The organism is Dechloromonas aromatica RCB, from assembly GCF_000012425.1.
In genome coordinates, this window is sequence record NC_007298.1 from 4,112,410 (window position 1) to 4,128,900 (window position 16,491).

Sequence of the window (16,491 nt, forward strand, 5' to 3'; positions counted from 1 at the left end):
ATGCGATATGATTAGCCAATTTCTGACAACAAGGTGACTTTCCGTTCATGTCCCGCGCTCGATTGAATATCCTCAAATTTTTGCTCGTTCTCATTGCAGTGCTAACAACTGCGACGGCAAATGCAGGGGTGTTTGGATTTGGTGGCACAAGTTGGAAGGAAGAAGTGCTGCTGCATGATGGCAGCAAGATTCTCGTGGAACGCCATTCCAGCTACGGTGGGCGTCACGAACTTTCTCAAGGGGCGCCGATCAAGGAGCAATCCGTGACCTTCAGCGTACCGGGAGGGAATCAGTCGATTATCTGGAAAAGCGAATTCACCGAAGACGTTGGGCGCGCCAACTTCGACCTGCTGGCTGTTCATATACTCAATGGTACGCCTTATATCGTGGCCGAACCCAGTCTGTGCCTAGCGTTCAATAAATGGGGCAGGCCAAATCCGCCCTATGTCTTCTTCAGGCACGATGGCAAGAAATGGCAGAGGATTCCACTGGAGGAGTTTCCGCTCGAGTTCAAAGAGTTGAACGTCACCATCGATATTAAAGACCCGGATTTATTCGAAGCCCTTGAACATTACAAGCTGCTTCCGGCCAGCGTGATCAAGAAGCTAAACGGCAGCCTGACGCCAAGCATATATAAAACCATTTTGCGTGAGCCAATCAAGCAAACGGGACCTGTGGCGTGTGGCGAGATGATTCGTAATGGTCATGGCTGGTCTGGATTAGGGCCATATATGCGGCAGCCGTCACTTGGTGCATGTCTCCAATTCTGTAATCGGGAGAAGGTTGCCCAACAAAATTGCCCTTGTAATCGCCTGTTTCAGACCGATACAGCCCAATAGGAGCTTGGTCCGCTTAGGGCACGGAGCCGCCCCTCGCCGATGACGAAAGCAGCCATTGGTTGTCATCTGCGGTTGAGCGGCAGGTAACTGGTGCGAAGCCGCCGGATTATGGCCAGATGCCCAACGTCGGCTTTGGCCGAACTGCGCTCTGTCGCCAGCAACAACAGACTGCCAGTCGGCCTGAGCGGCGGCTTTTCAATACAGCGCGTGCATCCCGTTCCCCGAGTCGAACATTAAGCCGCGATCAGGCGTAGTACGCTGATTTCCGAGGGCGCGCCGAAGCGTTTGGGCGGCCCCCAGTAGCCGGTACCGCGACTGGTGTAGACCATCAGCCGACCAAGCCGGTGCAGGCCGGCGGTAAAGGGCTGCTGCAACGGCACGAAGAAATTCCACGGCCAGAACTGGCCACCGTGGGTGTGGCCGGAAAGTTGCAGGTCGAAGCCGGCAGCTTCGGCAGCGGTCGCTGAACGCGGCTGGTGAGCGAGAAGGATGCGCAGCAGGTCGGGTGGGCTGCCTGCCAGAGCAGCATTCGGATCGCTGGCCTGCCCCGTATCGAAGGCGCCGGCCGAAAAGTCGGTCACTCCGGCCAGGACGAAGCAGGCACCACGGTGGGCAATGACGACGTGGCGGTTGTGCAAGCCACGCAGTCCGATCCGCTCGAATTCACGCATCCAGGCCGTCGCACCGGAGTAATACTCGTGGTTGCCGGTCACCACATAGCTGCCATGCCGGCTGCGCAGGCTGCCCAGCGGCGCGGTATGGGCGCGCAAGTCCTCGACGCTGCCATCGACCACATCGCCGGTAATCGCGACCAGATCGGCATCGAGTTGATTGACGCGGTCGACAATGGCCTGGACATATTCACGCTTGATCGTTGGCCCGACATGGATGTCGCTGAGTTGGACGATCGTGAATCCGGCCAGTTCTTTCGGCAGATTGGCCAATGGGATACCCACCGTGACGACGCGAGCGAGCCGCCGCGCATTGACGTAGCCGACCAGCGTGAACAGGCTGGCCAGGCCAAGAACGGCAATGGCCGTGGGCTCGGCCAGCGACGGGGCATCAGCCAGCAGACGTACAACGTCGCGCAGCACAGTCAGCACCAGCACCGAGGAAAACAGCCCCATCGCCAGACCGCCCAGCCAGCTAAGCCGGTCGGCCAGCGCCTGACGGGCGACAACAAAGCGCGCCAGCAGGCCGAGCGGCACCAGGCAGCTCGATATCACCAGCCCGCCAATCGCCAGCGCCAGGCCGGCCACACCGAGATCGAGGGCCGGCAGCAGGCGCCAGCCGATGTAGGCGTGCAGGCCGCCGATGAGCGGCAAAACACGCCACAGGGCGCGGCGAAAGCGGCCCGGCAGGACAGGGTGGCTTGTTGTCGATCGATTCATTGCTGCGGTCATGGGGACGTGCTTCCATTTTGTTGTGGCCGGCCGAAGCCGGACGCAATGCGGTTTGCTCCCCTCTTCCGGTCCTGATCGTTAGACAACGATGACAAGGGTAATCCTGCTTTAGTTCGTCGATGCACTGCTCCACCCCCCGCCGATTGCCCGGATCAGATTGACCGTCGCCCGCGCCTGTTCGGCCTCAAGCTGCACGGAAACGCGTTGCTGCTGCAGCACGCTGCGGTCGGCATCAATCACGTTGAGGTGGCTGACCGAGCCTTCGCGGTACTGGATCTGCGACAGCCGGGCGGAACGCCGGGCCGAACTGACCGCCTCGTCCTGCGCCTGAGTCTGGTCGACGAGCAGGCGCAGGTGGGCCAGGTTGTCCTCCACTTCCTTGAAGGCCTTGAGTACCGTCTGCTGGTAGTTGGCGGCCTCTTCGGCGTAGGCGGCATGGGCCTGGTCGACGCCGGCCTGGCGGGCACCGCCATCGAACACAGGCAGCGACAGCAGTGTGCCGACCAGCGGCCCCATGACGAAGGCGCGGCTGCTCCACTTGAACAGGTCGCCCAGTTCGGCCGACTCGTAACCGAGCGCCCCGGTCAGGCTGAGGCGCGGAAAAAAGGCGGCGCGGGCCGTGCCGATGCGGGCATTGGCGGCGGCCATCGCCCGTTCGGCGGCGGCAATGTCGGGACGCCGTTCGAGCAGGGCCGAGGGCAGACCGGCCGGCACCTGCAGGCTGACCCGGTTGAGCGGCTTCGCCGGCAGCGCGAATGCAGCCGGTGCCTGGCCGAGCAGGATGGCCAGGCTGTGCTCGGCGACGGCGCGCTGGCGAGCGATGCCCAGCGCCTCGGAACGGGCCGAGGCAAGTTCGGTGCGGGAGCGGGCCAGCTCAAGTTCGCTGATGTCCCCTTCGTCGAAGCGGCGCTGGAACAGCTGGGTGCTCTGCTCACGCAGGGTCACCGTCTCGGCGTAAAGGGCAGACATGGCATCGAGTTCACGCAGCGAGAAATAGGCCTGCGCGACGTCGGCCTGGATGGCCAGCTGCAGCGAGTGGAACAGGGCCTCGCGCTGCTCGGTGGTGGCTTTGGCCGCATCGACGCTGCTGCTCACCCGGCCGAACAGGTCAGCCTCGTAGGCGACCGTACCTTGCGCCCGCCAAAGGGTCGAGAGGCTGGTGTCGGCGTCGGCCGCCAGCCCTTGCGAGGCCGGTGAGGGGCGCTGGCGGGTCGGCCCGGCGCCGATGCCGATCTGCGGGAAGAGCGCCGAGCGGGCGTTCTGTTGCAGGGCCCGGGCCTGGGCCAGACGGGCGGCGCCGGCCTTGAGGTCCTGGTTGGCTGCGGCCGCCCGGGCTTCGAGGTCGTCCAGCGTCGGGTCGGCGAAGGCCTTCCACCATTCGCCGCGCGGGATGTTCTCGGCCGGCTCGGCCGTCTTCCACTGGCTATTGGCCGGCGCTTCCTTGAACGCGGCCGGGGTATCGACCACTGGTGGCTGGTAGCTCGGGGCCAGCGAGCAGCCGGCCAGCGTCAGCAATGCCGCCAGCAATGGGATGAATCTGGCAGTGCCCGCCCGGCGGGCCGGGCGCTTGGGAGATTCGGCCGCAGTGTTGGCGCGGGGATAGTAAGGGAGCAAGTAGTCCATGTTCATTTCTCCTGCGGCTCAGGCCGCGCTATGGGCTGGGGCAATCGGCGCCTCGTGCGGGGCGGCGGTGTGCAACTTGTGGCCCTTGTCCAGCGTCCGTAGCAGCACGTAGAAAACCGGGGTCAGGAACAGACCGAAAGTGGTCACGCCGAGCATGCCGAAGAAGACGGCGATGCCCATGGCGTGGCGCATTTCGGAACCGGCGCCGGTCGAGGTGACGAGCGGGATGACGCCCATGATGAAGGCGATCGAGGTCATCAGGATCGGGCGCAGCCGCAGCCGGCTGGCGTCGATGGCGGCCTGCAGCGGCGTCGCGCCCTGCAGTTCCAGTTCGCGGGCGAACTCGACGATCAGGATAGCGTTCTTGCAGGCCAGCCCGACCAGCACCATCAGCCCGATCTGGGTGAAGATGTTGTTGTCGCCACCGGTCAGCCAGACGCCGGTCAGCGCCGCCAGGATGCTCATCGGCACGATCATGATCACGGCCAGCGGCAGGGTCAGGCTTTCGTACTGCGCGGCCAGCACCAGGAAGACGAGCAGCAGGCTGATCGGGAAGACCCAGATGCCGGCGTTGCCAGCCAGAATCTTCTGGTAGGTCAGGTCGGTCCATTCGAAGCGCACGCCGCGCGGCAGGGTTTCCGCCGCGATGCGTTCGGCCGCGGCCTCGGCCTGCGCCGAGGAGTAGCCGGGGGCCGGACCGCCGTTGATGTCGGCCGCGGTGTAGCCGTTGTAGCGGACAACCATTTCCGGCCCGAAGGTGGAGCGCACCTTGACCAGCGAGGAAAGCGGCACCATCTCGCCCTGGCTGTTGCGGGTCTTCAGTTGCAGGATGTCTTCCGGGTGGGCACGGAACGGCGCATCGGCCTGGGCACGGACCTGGTAGGTACGGCCGAAGCGGTTGAAGTCGTTCACGTAGAGCGAGCCGAGGTAGATCTGCATGGTGTCGAAGACGTCGGTCACCGAAACCCCCTGCTGCTTAGCCTTGACGCGGTCGAGATCAACGTCGAGCTGGGGCACATTGATCTGATAGCTGGAAAACATCGGCCCCAGCTCCGGGGTCTTGGCGGCAGCGGCCATGAAGGCCTGGGCCGCGGCGTTGAGCTCGGCATAGCCGACCGCGCCTCTATCCTCGATCTGCATCTTGAAACCGCCCACGGTGCCCAGACCCATCACCGGCGGCGGCGGGAAGACGGCGATGAAGGCTTCCTGGATGGCCGCGTATTTCTGGTTCAGCGCGCCGGCGATGGCGCCGGCCGAGAGTTCCGGGCTGCGCCGTTCGTCGAAGGGCTTGAGCGTCGCGAAGACGATGCCGGCGCTCGAGCTGTTGGTGAAGCCGTTGATCGACAGGCCGGGGAAGGCGACGGCGCTTTCGACGCCGGGCTGGGCCAGGGCGATTTCGCCCATCTTGCGGATCACCGCCTCGGTGCGGTCGAGCGAGGCGCCGTTCGGCAGCTGCGTGAAGCCGATCAGGTATTGCTTGTCCTGGGCCGGCACGAAGCCGCCGGGCACCAGGTAGGAAATGCCGACGGTCAGCCCGAGCAGCACGGCATAGACGCCCATCGCCGAAGCCTTGCGGCCGATCACGCCGGTGACGCCGCGGCCGTAGTTTTCTGAAGCGCGGCCGAAGAAGCGGTTGAAGGCGGCGAAGAAACGGCCGAAGTAGCGGTTCATCTGCCGGGTCAGCCAGTCCGGCGCTTCGCCGTGGCCCTTGAGCAGCATGGCGGCCAGCGCCGGCGACAGGGTTAGCGAATTGAAGGCCGAGATCACCGTCGAGATGGCGATGGTCATCGCGAACTGCTTGTAGAACTGGCCGGTCAGGCCGGTCATGAAGGCGAGCGGCACGAAGACGGCGACCAGCGTCAGGGCGATGGCGATGATCGGCCCGCTGACTTCGCGCATCGCCCGGTAGGTGGCTTCGCGCGGCGTCAGCCCGGCCTCGATGTTGCGCTCGACGTTTTCGACGACGACGATGGCGTCATCGACCACGATGCCGATGGCCAGCACCATGCCGAACAGCGACAGGGCGTTGATCGAATAGCCGAAGCCGAGCAGCAACGAGAAGGTACCGACGATGGAAACCGGCACGGCGAGCAGCGGGATGATCGAGGCGCGCCAGGTCTGCAGGAAGACGATGACGACCAGCACGACCAGGGCGATGGCTTCGAGCAGGGTATGGACGACGGCCTTGATGCTGGCCCGCACGAACTGCGTCGGGTCATAGACGATGCGGTACTCGACCGAAGCCGGGAAGTCCTTGGACAGCTCGGCCATCGCTTCGCGCACCTTGGCCGAGACATCGAGCGCGTTGGCGCCTGGCGCCTGGAAAATGGGAATGGCCACTGCCGGCTTGTTGTCGAGCAGGGAACGGAGGCCGTATTCGGATGCCGCCAGTTCGATGCGGGCGACGTCGGCCAGGCGCGTGACGGCACCGTCCGGTGAGGTCTTGAGCACGATTTCGCCGAATTCCCCTTCGCTTTGCAGGCGGCCCTGGGCATTGACGTTGAGCTGCAGCGGCACGTCGGCGGCGCTCGGCGAGGCGCCAATGACGCCGGCCGCGACCTGCACGTTCTGCTCACGGATGGCGCGCACCACTTCACTGGCGGTCAGGCCGCGCTGGGCCACTTTCTGCGGGTCGAGCCAGACGCGCATGGCGTAGTTGCCGGAACCGAACAGGCCGACTTCGCCGACGCCCTGGATGCGGGCCAGCCGATCCTTGACGTTGAGCACCGCGTAGTTGCGCAGGTAGGTCATGTCGTAGCGGTCGTCGGGCGAGATCAGGTGCACCACCATGGTCAGCGTCGGCGAGCTCTTGATCGTCGTCACGCCGAGGCGCTGGACGTCCTCGGGCAGGCGCGGCAGGGCCTGCGAGACGCGGTTCTGGACCAGTTGCTGCGCCTTGTCGGGATCGACGCCGAGCTTGAAATTGACCGTCACCGTCAGGTTGCCGTCGCTGTTGGCCTGCGACTGCATGTAGAGCATGTTCTCGACGCCGTTGATCGACTCCTCGAGTGGCGAGGCCACCGTTTCGGCGATCACCTTGGGGTTGGCGCCGGGGTACTGGGCACGCACCACCACCGAGGGCGGCACGACCTCCGGATACTCCGAGATCGGCAGCTGGAACAGCGCCAGCACGCCGGCCAGCAGCAGCAGGATGGACAGCACGCCGGCGAAGATTGGCCGGTCGATGAAGAATTTTGAAATGTTCATGGCCCTTGCTCCTCAGCCCTTGGTTGCGGCCGGCGCAACGCCGCCCATCGGCACGATATTGGGTGTGACCTGGTCGCCCGGACGCACACGCTGCAGGCCGTTGACCACGATGCGTTCGCCGGCCTTGAGGCCGCTTTCGACGACGCGCAGACCATCCTGCACGCTGCCCAGCTGCACTTCGCGATAGGCGGTCTGGTTGCCTTCGCCGACCACCAGCACGAAGCGCTTGGCCTGGTCGGTGCCGACCGCCTTCTCGTCGATCAGCAGCGCGTCGCGCTGGCCGGCGGCGCCGAGCCGGATGCGGGCGTAGAGGCCGGGGACCAGCTTGCCGTCCGGGTTGTCGACCAGGGCGCGCAGGCGGATGGTGCCGGAGGTGCTGTCGAGGCGGTTGTCCACCGAACTCAGCTTGCCTTCCCGCGAGTAACCCTCGTCGTCGGCCAGCCCGAGGTGGATGGGCAGGGCCTTGCCCTGGCTGCCGTTGACCACCTTGAGATAGCTCTGCTCGTCGACATCGAAGGCGGCGTAGATGCGGTCGGCCGAGACCAGCGATGTCAGGGCCGGGCCGTTGCCGGGAGCGACCAGGTTGCCGACCGTGACTTCGGCGCGCGAGACGCGGCCGGCGATCGGCGCCGTGATGCGGGTGTATTCGAGGTTGAGCTGGGCGACCTTGAGCGCCGCCCTGGCGGCCTGCAGGTTGGCTTTGGCTTCGCGGGCGGCGTTCTGCTTCTCGTCGAAATCGCGACGGGCGATGGCGTTTTCGGCCAGCAGCCGTTCGCCGCGCGCCAGGTCGCTGGCGGTGTAGGCGACGCGGGCGTCCATTGCGGCGAGCTGGGCTTCGGCACGGGCAACTTCGGCGGCGAAGGGGCGCGGGTCGATGGTGAACAGCAGCTCGCCTTTCTTGACCAGACTGCCGTCCTTGAAATGCACGGCGGTCAGAATACCGGACACCTGCGGGTGGATCTCGACCCGTTCGACGGCTTCGAGGCGGCCGGAGTATTGCTGCCACTCGGTCACGGCGCGGCTGGCGACTTCGGCGACATCGACCGTGGCGGCGGCCGGCGCGGCAGCGGCCGGGGCGGCGCCGGCGTGGCCGTGATAGAGGGCGAGACCGCCACCGAGGCTGAACAGGGCGGCCAGGGCGGCGGCGAGGACGAGGCGTTTTTGGCGTTTTGGCATGATGAAATCCTCTGGAGGTTTTGAATGATGGAGTTCTGTTTTTGTCGTGGGTAGCGTAGGCGGAGCGGCGTCCTGGGCGGCAGCCTGTTCGTCGCGAATGCTTGCCTGATCCTACAAATTGAGCGGATGCGCCGGCGCCTCGGCATCCCACAGCCGACGGCGCAGGAAGTGGGCAATCTCGGCCAGCGCCGGCCGGTGGCTGGCCAGCGTGGCGTGATTGACACCGGCGAAGCGCACAACCTGGGTCGGCACCCCGGCGGCGATCAGGGCGGCAGCGTATTTCTCGGCCTCGTTGTGCAGGACATCGCATTCGGCGGTGACGATCAGCGCCGGCGGCAGACCGGCCTGGCGCACCGAGGCCAGCGGCGAGGCGTAGGGGTGCAGGCGCTGGCGCGACTGCGGCAGGTACTGGCTGTAGCAACTGGCGCAGGTCGCGGCGCTGAGGTCGGAATTGAGGCGGACGCCGTCGCCAAGCCGGGTCATGCTCGGGTCGAGCATCGGGCCGACCAGCGCCTGGGCGGCGATGGCCGGGCCGTTGCGGTCGCGGGCGATCAGCGTCAGGGCGGCGGCGAGGTTGCCGCCTGCATCGTCGCCGGCCACCGCCAGACGGGCCGGGTCGCCGCCCAGTTCGGCGGCGTGTGCGGCCGTCCACAGCGCGGCGGCATGGGCATCTTCCGGCGCGGCCGGGAAGGGACGGGCCGGGGCCAGGGCGTAATCGACGGCGACGACCAGGGCCGGGGTGTGCTCGGCGATGAAGCCGGCCGCGGCATCGGCATCGTCCAGGCTGCCGCCGACGAAGCCGCCGCCGTGGAAATAGAGGACGACGGGCAGCACGACCCGCGCCAGGCTTGGCCGGTAAAGGCGCAGCGCCAGCGGGCCGGCCGGGCCGGCAATGCTCAGGTCCTGCTGCTGGAGGGTCGTCGAAGGGCTGGTTTGCATCGCATCCGGGGCAGGCGAACCTGCTGTTAATTGGGATGGAGCCATTCTCTGTGTTGTTTGTGGCTGGATAAATCCATAAATTTCGACAATACTATTCAGCAGCAACAAACAATCGCAATGCGTCAGGAGGATGGGCGATGGACCGTTTTCAAGCCATGCAGGTGTTCACCCGGGTGGTGGATGCCAACAGTTTTACCCGTGCCGCCGACATGCTCGGCTTGCCGCGGGCAACGGTGACGACCATCATCCAGAACCTCGAAGCCCTCTTGCAGGTGCGCCTGCTCAACCGCACGACGCGGCGGATCAGCCTGACCCCGGACGGTGCCGCCTACTACGAGCATTGCGCCCGCATCCTCGGCGAAGTGGAAGAAACCGAGTCTTCATTTCGCGACGTGGCGGCCGGGCCGAAGGGGCGGCTGCGCATCGATGTTCCCTCGCCGATTGGTCGTCTGGTGCTGATTCCCCGGCTGTGCGAGTTCCGGGCGCGCTATCCGGAGGTCGAATTGGTCATCGGCATGGGCGACCGCATGGTCGACCTGGTGCGCGAAGCCGTCGATTGCGTCATCCGGGCCGGCGACTTGCAGGATTCGACGCTGGTTGCCCGGCGGATTGGCGCCATCAAGCTGATTACCTGCGCGACGCCGGACTACCTCGAACGTTACGGTGTGCCGCGTAGCATCGACGACCTGCAGCAGCATGTCGCTGTGCACTATTTCTCGCATCGGACCGGGCGTAATTTCGACTGGGATTTCATCGTCGATGATCAATCGGTGCCCTACAAGATGCAGGGCACCGTTTCGGTCAACGACATGGATGCCTACATTGCCTGCGCCTTGCAAGGCATGGGCATGATTCAGCCGGCGCGCTTCTCGGTGCTGCCATATCTTGAATCGGGAGCCCTGGTCGAGGTGCTGCCCGAACTGGCACCGTCACCAATGCCGATTTCAGTGGCCTATATGCAGAACCGCCACCTATCGCCCAAGGTGCGCGCTTTCGTCGACTGGGTGGCCGAATTGTTCGGTGCCTGCCCGCTGCTGGGCGGTGTCGACAACGGCAATGGCGAGTGCAGCTACACCCCGAAAGCTGGCTACAACACGCTACGCGAAGAGATCGCCTTCCAGAACGTTCTGGAGCAGACCGGATAGGGAGCGGGACGCCGGCAGGCCATTTATCGCAGTCACCTTGCGCCATGCGGCAGATTGACACCGCAAAGGTATCGTTCGGTCTTGCCTTTCGCCGAATCAACTTGATGCTTGTTCGAAGATTGATGGGGCTGGGAAAACAGGTCCAGCTCCCATCAACTTACTGATTCAGTCGCTTGAAACTAACTGATTTGGCACTCGGATGACCGACATGGTCATATGGGCTTTGGAAAGTCGATCGTCGTATCGTTCACTCGATTAACCAAGTTGGTGAAAGTGATCAGTGCAATCACCAATAGAACCTCGATAACCTGACTTGGAGAGTAGCCTGCTTCAAGTACAGCCTTGAGTACCGATTCGTCCACAAGGCCGCGACTTCCTGCAACCTGTCTGGAAAACTGGATCAAGGCATCTCGCTGCAGGTTTCCAGTTTGCCCTCCATTTCGGACTCCGCGAATCTCGTGCTCATTCAGGCCGACCATTTTGCCGATTGCGACATGCGCAGCAACGCAATAGTCGCAGCCATTCAATTCGCTGACCGCGATCCTTACGGACTCAATCTCGGATCGACTAAGCTGGCCTTTGCTCAGCAGTGCATCTCCTTCAAGGAGGAGGCCCAGGGACGCCGGACTATAGCTCCCTATCAATGCATAGGCGTTCGGGACCTTGCCAACAGTTTTCTGAATCTTCTCGAACAATGTGCGAGATGAGTCGTTCAATTCTTGAGGCGAAATAGCGGGAATACGGGACATGATCTTCTCCTGATTCAATGAAATACACGGCGCTACTTGGTCGCGCCAAATACATCGATGACCACCTTGCCTTCCGACTTGCCCGATGCCACCAGCTGGTGTGCTGCCTCCACATCTTCCAGGCCAAATCGATGAGCATCCATGCGAACCCTGAGCTTTCCGGCGTCAACCAAGCGTGCCGCTTGTCTCAGGATGTCGCCGTGATGCGCCCGTTCCTTTCCAGTCAGTAACGGGAGCAAGGTGAATACACCGGAATAGGTTGCGCTGCGGAATGACAGCGGGGCCAATGCATGCGTCCCCCAGCCGAGGGCGCTCACAACATGGCCACGATAGTTTTTTGCTGCGCGAAATGAGGCATCCAGGACGTCACCACCGACCGTATCAAAGACAATGTCGAATCCCTCGCCGGCCGTTCTCTCGGCCACATATTGCTCAACACTTTCCCGTGCGTAGTCGATAGGAATGGCACCAAAAGCACTGGCCGCTTCGAAATCGCCGGATCTCACTGTGGCAAATGTTTTTGCGCCAACTGACTGCGCAATCTGGACTGCGACATGCCCCACGCCACCGACCCCGCCGTGCACCAGCACATAGTCATCCGCCTCAACGCCGGCACGATCCACCAGCCCCTCCCAGGCAGTGATGAAAATCAATGGCAATGCCGCCGCCTCCCGCATGGACAGATTGGCTGGCTTGCGCGCCAACAGTCGGGCATCTACCGCTGCATATTCGGCGAGTGAGCCCTGTATTCCTGCGATGCCACCAGTAAAGCCAAAAACGTCATCGCCTACGCTGAACCCAGCGACATCTTGGCCAATCCCGACGACGGTCCCTGCCATATCCATGCCCAAGACGGCGGGAAACGGATGACATGCATGGCCACCTTTACCTGCCCGGATTTTCGTATCCAGCGGATTTACCCCGCTGGCCGCGATTCGAACCAGAACCTGCCCAGCACCGACCGGAGGAACTGGGATTTCACGCAATACGAACGGTCCGTCGATTTCATCGACAAATAAGGCCCGCATCGTTGTCGGAATAGCTGCTTTGACGGTTGAATTCATGTTGGATAACTCCTCAATAAAAGAAAGACACCGCCATTCTTTGTTATTCATTAATGCATGTAAATTGACACTAATGTATGCTTGCCATTCAATAATGAAAGCACAGAGGCGGCCATGGAATGGAGTGATTTGCGTGTCTTTCTCGCCATTGCCCGTGTCGGCACACTCGGCGGTGCCGCTCGTCTTTCCGGGCAATCGCAACCCACGATGGGGCGACGCCTACGCGCCCTTGAAGCCGCGCTAGGCTGCGCCCTCTTCCAGCGAACGAATGATGGTTTTGTCCTGACCGATGAGGGACAGTCCTTGTTGCCGCACGCTGAGCATATGGAAGAAGCTGCGCTGGCATTACAGCGAAAGTTGGCTGGCCAGCCAGGAACTTTGCACGGGCAACTGCGCATATCAGCCTCCGACTGGTTTGGTGCCCATGTGCTGAGTCCACTCATCGCGGATTTTCGTCGAGAGCATTCCGGGATCAGCGTCGAACTGATCACCGACAGTCGCCTCTATAGCCTTGCCCGCCGAGAGGCTGACGTTGCTTTCCGAATTAAACCCTTTGAGGAACCGGATGTAATTCAGCGCAAGTTGATGCATATGGAATACGCGCTATACGCGGCGCCATACTTGCCGGCGCCCCAAGCCGGTGACGGCAAAGGCTGCTCGCTAATCACCATGGATTCCGCCTACGCTGAAATACCAGACGCACGCTGGTTACGTAAGTTGCTGCCGAACTCAAGCATTGGATTTGCCAGCAACAGCAGGGAAGCTCAAGCAACACAATGTATGTCAGGCGGTGGAATCGCTGTATTACCCTGCCTTCTGGGAGATCGCATTCCAACAATCCAGAAACTGGATTTAGGCGAGAAAGCGCCAGGGAGAGATGTGTATCTCGGCTATCACAAAGACTTGCGCCACTTGGGGCGACTCCGAGTTTTCCTCGATTTCGTTTCGCATCGCCTGAGCAGCAACTGAAGGAGAAGATCATGTTTGATTCAAGCTATGTCACTCGTGACGTCGATGTCGGCGCTACTCGCATCCATGTGAGGGTCAGAGAAAACGAGGGTCGGCCGCCGCTGTTGCTGCTCCACGGCTATCCCGAAACGCATGCCATGTGGCACAAAGTCGCATCTTTGCTGCAGGATCGCTTTTCTCTCGTCCTCCCCGACCTGCGTGGCTATGGGGACTCGGGGATGCCAGCTTCCCAGGCGGATGCAGGCAATCAGTCGAAGCGAGTCATGGCGCAAGACATGGCTGAACTGATGACGGCATTGGGTTATCAGCGCTTCCATGTTGCTGCCCATGATCGCGGGGCACGCGTTTTGCACCGCCTTTGTCTGGATCACCCGGGGCGTATTCAAACCGCCTGCATCATGGATATTGCGCCGACGGCAACGACCTTTGCGCTGACCAATCAGGCGTTGGCAACCAGTTATTTCCACTGGTTTTTCCTGATTCAGGCAGCGCCATTGCCAGAGAACATGATTGCCGCCGACCCGGCTAGCTGGTTGAAGGGCTGCTTGTCGCGCTGGAGCATGGGCAACGAAGAGGCATTCGATCCCGCGGTTGTCAGCGAGTACGTTCGCTGTTTCTCGAACCCGGAGGCGATTCGGTGTAGCTGCGACGATTATCGCGCCGCAGCCGGTATCGACCTGCAGCACGATGGCGAAGATGCCGAACGACGGATCAGTTGCCCGCTATTGGTTCTTTGGGGGAACAAGGGATTTGTCGGTCGCAACTACGATGTTGTCGCCTTGTGGCGAGAGAAGGCGCTCGACGTTTCCGGAAAGGGCTTGCCCTGCGGACACTTCCTGCCGGAGGAATTGCCCAACGACGTCGCACGCGAGCTGGTCGAATTCATCGCTCGCCATTCGTCTGCCAATTCGCTCGCCGGATAGGGAACCGGGCGTTCCGGCAGGCCAAGCCTGCAATGCTGCCGGAACGCCCGGATTTCGTTACTTCAGATCGAAGCGATCCAGTTCCATCACTTTGCTCCAGGCGGCGATGAAGTCCCGCACGAATTTCTCCTGCGCATCGTTCTGGGCATAGACCTCAGCCAGGGCACGGAGCTGGGAATTCGATCCGAAGATCAAATCGACGCGGCTCGCAGTCCATTTGGCCACGCCCGTCTGGCGGTCACGTCCCTCATAGCGGCCGGCGGATTCGGCAGCCGGTTTCCAGACCGTTCCCATATCGAGCAGATTGACGAAGAAGTCGTTGCTCAATGTGCCTGGCGTTGTCGTGAAGACGCCATCCGACGAACCGCCGACATTGCCGCCCAGGACGCGCAGGCCTCCGACCAGCACCGTCATTTCCGGGGCGCTGAGGGTGAGCAGTTGTGCCTTGTCCACCAGCATTTCCTCGGCCGATACCGAATAGGTTTTCTTCTGGTAGTTGCGGAAACCGTCGGCTTCCGGCTCCAGCACTGCGATGGACTCGGCATCGGTCTGTTCTTGCGATGCATCGGTTCGGCCCGGAGTGAAAGGCACCGCGACCGCAAAGCCGGCTGCCTTGGCCGCCGCCTCGACGGCAGCACAGCCACCCAGCACGATGAGGTCGGCCAGCGAGACTTTCTTGCCGCCGGTTTGCGCGCTATTGAACGCCTGCTGGATACCTTCGAGCACGCCCAGCACCTTGGCCAGTTGGGCTGGCTGGTTGGCCGCCCAATCCTTCTGCGGCGCAAGGCGGATACGGGCGCCATTGGCGCCACCCCGTTTGTCGGAACCGCGGAAGGTCGACGCCGAGGCCCAGGCCGTCGATACCAGTTCGGCGGTCGACAGGCCGGAGGCGAGCAACTTGGCCTTGAGGCTGGCGACATCGGTCACCTCAATCAACGGATGATCGACTGCCGGGATCGGGTCCTGCCAGACCAGGTCTTCGGCCGGGACTTCCGGTCCGAGGTAGCGTGCCTTGGGTCCTAGGTCACGATGGGTGAGCTTGAACCAGGCACGGGCGAATGCATCGGCGAAGGCAGCCGGATCCTGGTGAAAGCGGCGCGAGATAGGCCCGTAAATCGGGTCAAAGCGCATCGCCAGGTCAGCGGTCGTCATCATTGGCGGATGTTTCTTGCTCGGGTCGTGAGCATCCGGAATCAGGTGTTCCGGCTTGCAGTCCTTGGCCACCCACTGCTTGGCGCCAGCCGGGCTCCGGGTCAGCTCCCACTCGTAACCGAACAACATGTCGAAGTAGCCGTTATCCCATTTCGTCGGGTTTGGCTTCCAGGCACCTTCGATGCCGCTGGTGGTCGCATGTATCCCCTTGCCGGAACCGAACTTGTTGATCCAGCCCAAGCCCTGTTCCTCGATTGGCGCGGCCTCCGGCTCAGGACCGACCAGGGCAGGGTCGCCAGCGCCGTGGGCCTTGCCGAAGGTGTGGCCACCGGCGGTCAAGGCGACCGTTTCTTCATCGTTCATGGCCATGCGGGCAAAGGTTTCACGAATGTCGCGCCCGGAAGCGACCGGGTCGGGATTGCCATCCGGGCCTTCCGGATTGACGTAGATGAGGCCCATCTGCACGGCAGCCAGCGGATTGTCCAGATTGCGCTCACCAGAGTAGCGACTGTTGGGTTTGTCGCTGGTTGCCAGCCATTCCCGCTCGGCGCCCCAGTAGATGTCTTCTTCCGGTTGCCAGATATCGACACGGCCACCACCGAAGCCGAAGGTCTTGAAGCCCATCGATTCAAGCGCACAGTTGCCGGCGAGGATCATCAGGTCAGCCCAGGAAATCTTGTTGCCGTACTTCTGCTTGATTGGCCAGAGCAGGCGGCGCGCCTTGTCCAGGTTGCCATTGTCCGGCCAGCTGTTGATCGGGGCGAAACGCTGGTTGCCGGTCCCCGCACCACCGCGCCCATCGCCAGTGCGATAAGTGCCGGCACTATGCCAGGCCATGCGAATGAAAAGTCCGCCATAGTGGCCCCAGTCGGCTGGCCACCAATCCTGGGACGTGGTCATCAACGCGTAGAGATCCTGCTTCAGGGCGCCGAAATCGAGCGTCTTGAAGGTTTCGGAATAGTCGAAATCCGCATCCATCGGATTGGCGGCAGGTGCGTGCTGGTGGAGGATGTTGAGGTTCAACACCTTAGGCCACCAGTCACGATTGGATTGGGTGCCAACCGTCGTGCGGGCACCATGTGTTCCAGAAAATGGGCATTTCTGTTCGTTGCTCATGGGTTTCTCCATCAATCCAGGATTAATCGGGCAATAAGGTGATACTGCACTGCATTGTTATTCAATTTGGATTTTATTGATCGTTGGCCAGTCCATCATCGGATATGGCTCGGCCATCACGGCCACTGGTGGTATGTGTTTTGGCGGTATATAGAACCTTGTCGAGCTTGGTGGTCATGATCATTC

The 16,491-nt window shown here is 62.3% G+C and carries 12 protein-coding genes; 4 read left to right on the forward strand and 8 right to left on the reverse strand.

Translation table 11 applies throughout. From position 1 onward, the window contains the following. Nucleotides 1–47 precede the first annotated feature (47 nt). On the forward strand, nt 48–839 hold the full coding sequence (locus DARO_RS19520) for a hypothetical protein (RefSeq protein WP_011289548.1): 792 nt from the start codon (nt 48–50) through the stop codon (nt 837–839). 233 nt (nt 840–1,072) lie between these two features. Here DARO_RS19520 and DARO_RS19525 read toward each other — a convergent pair whose 3' ends face one another. The 5 genes from DARO_RS19525 to DARO_RS19545 form a co-directional block, all read right to left on the reverse strand. Beyond that, nucleotides 1,073–2,242 carry a metallophosphoesterase gene (locus tag DARO_RS19525; protein ID WP_011289549.1) on the reverse strand — a complete coding sequence of 390 codons (1,170 nt, stop codon included), beginning with the start codon at nt 2,240–2,242 and terminating at the stop codon, nt 1,073–1,075. Nucleotides 2,243–2,350: 108 nt separating this feature from the next. Continuing rightward, a complete protein-coding gene (locus DARO_RS19530; RefSeq protein WP_011289550.1) occupies nt 2,351–3,865 on the reverse strand; it encodes an efflux transporter outer membrane subunit in 1,515 nt (504 codons plus the stop codon). 18 nt (nt 3,866–3,883) lie between these two features. Further along, the gene (locus tag DARO_RS19535) at nt 3,884–7,072 is read right to left on the reverse strand and encodes an efflux RND transporter permease subunit (RefSeq protein WP_011289551.1); all 3,189 of its coding nucleotides are present in this window, start codon (nt 7,070–7,072) and stop codon (nt 3,884–3,886) included. Between the two features lie 12 nt (nt 7,073–7,084). Beyond that, nucleotides 7,085–8,248, reverse strand: coding sequence for an efflux RND transporter periplasmic adaptor subunit (locus tag DARO_RS19540; RefSeq protein WP_011289552.1), 1,164 nt, complete (start codon nt 8,246–8,248; stop codon nt 7,085–7,087). Between the two features lie 111 nt (nt 8,249–8,359). Continuing rightward, entirely contained in the window at nt 8,360–9,295 is a 936-nt protein-coding gene (locus DARO_RS19545; protein ID WP_497463005.1) for an alpha/beta hydrolase, read from the reverse strand. Nucleotides 9,296–9,324: 29 nt separating this feature from the next. On the opposite strand from DARO_RS19545, the gene DARO_RS19550 reads away from it, so the two are divergent. Next, nucleotides 9,325–10,332: a LysR family transcriptional regulator gene (locus tag DARO_RS19550; protein ID WP_011289554.1), complete on the forward strand. Its 1,008-nt coding sequence runs from the start codon at nt 9,325–9,327 to the stop codon at nt 10,330–10,332. A 212-nt stretch (nt 10,333–10,544) separates the two neighbouring features. On the opposite strand, the gene DARO_RS19555 is transcribed toward DARO_RS19550, so the two are convergent. Next, nucleotides 10,545–11,081 carry a carboxymuconolactone decarboxylase family protein gene (locus DARO_RS19555; protein WP_041224555.1) on the reverse strand — a complete coding sequence of 179 codons (537 nt, stop codon included), beginning with the start codon at nt 11,079–11,081 and terminating at the stop codon, nt 10,545–10,547. Nucleotides 11,082–11,113: 32 nt separating this feature from the next. Further along, complete coding sequence (locus DARO_RS19560) at nt 11,114–12,145, reverse strand: zinc-dependent alcohol dehydrogenase family protein (RefSeq protein WP_011289556.1); 1,032 nt, start codon at nt 12,143–12,145, stop codon at nt 11,114–11,116. A 114-nt stretch (nt 12,146–12,259) separates the two neighbouring features. Between DARO_RS19560 and DARO_RS19565 the strand changes: the two genes are divergently transcribed. Together DARO_RS19565 and DARO_RS19570 are read left to right on the forward strand one after the other, a co-directional pair. After that, complete coding sequence (locus DARO_RS19565) at nt 12,260–13,114, forward strand: LysR family transcriptional regulator (protein WP_041224556.1); 855 nt, start codon at nt 12,260–12,262, stop codon at nt 13,112–13,114. An 11-nt stretch (nt 13,115–13,125) separates the two neighbouring features. Then, nucleotides 13,126–14,037: an alpha/beta fold hydrolase gene (locus DARO_RS19570; RefSeq protein ID WP_011289558.1), complete on the forward strand. Its 912-nt coding sequence runs from the start codon at nt 13,126–13,128 to the stop codon at nt 14,035–14,037. 57 nt (nt 14,038–14,094) lie between these two features. On the opposite strand, the gene katG is transcribed toward DARO_RS19570, so the two are convergent. Then, on the reverse strand, nt 14,095–16,305 hold the full coding sequence (katG, locus tag DARO_RS19575) for a catalase/peroxidase HPI (protein ID WP_011289559.1): 2,211 nt from the start codon (nt 16,303–16,305) through the stop codon (nt 14,095–14,097). Nucleotides 16,306–16,491: the final 186 nt, after the last annotated feature.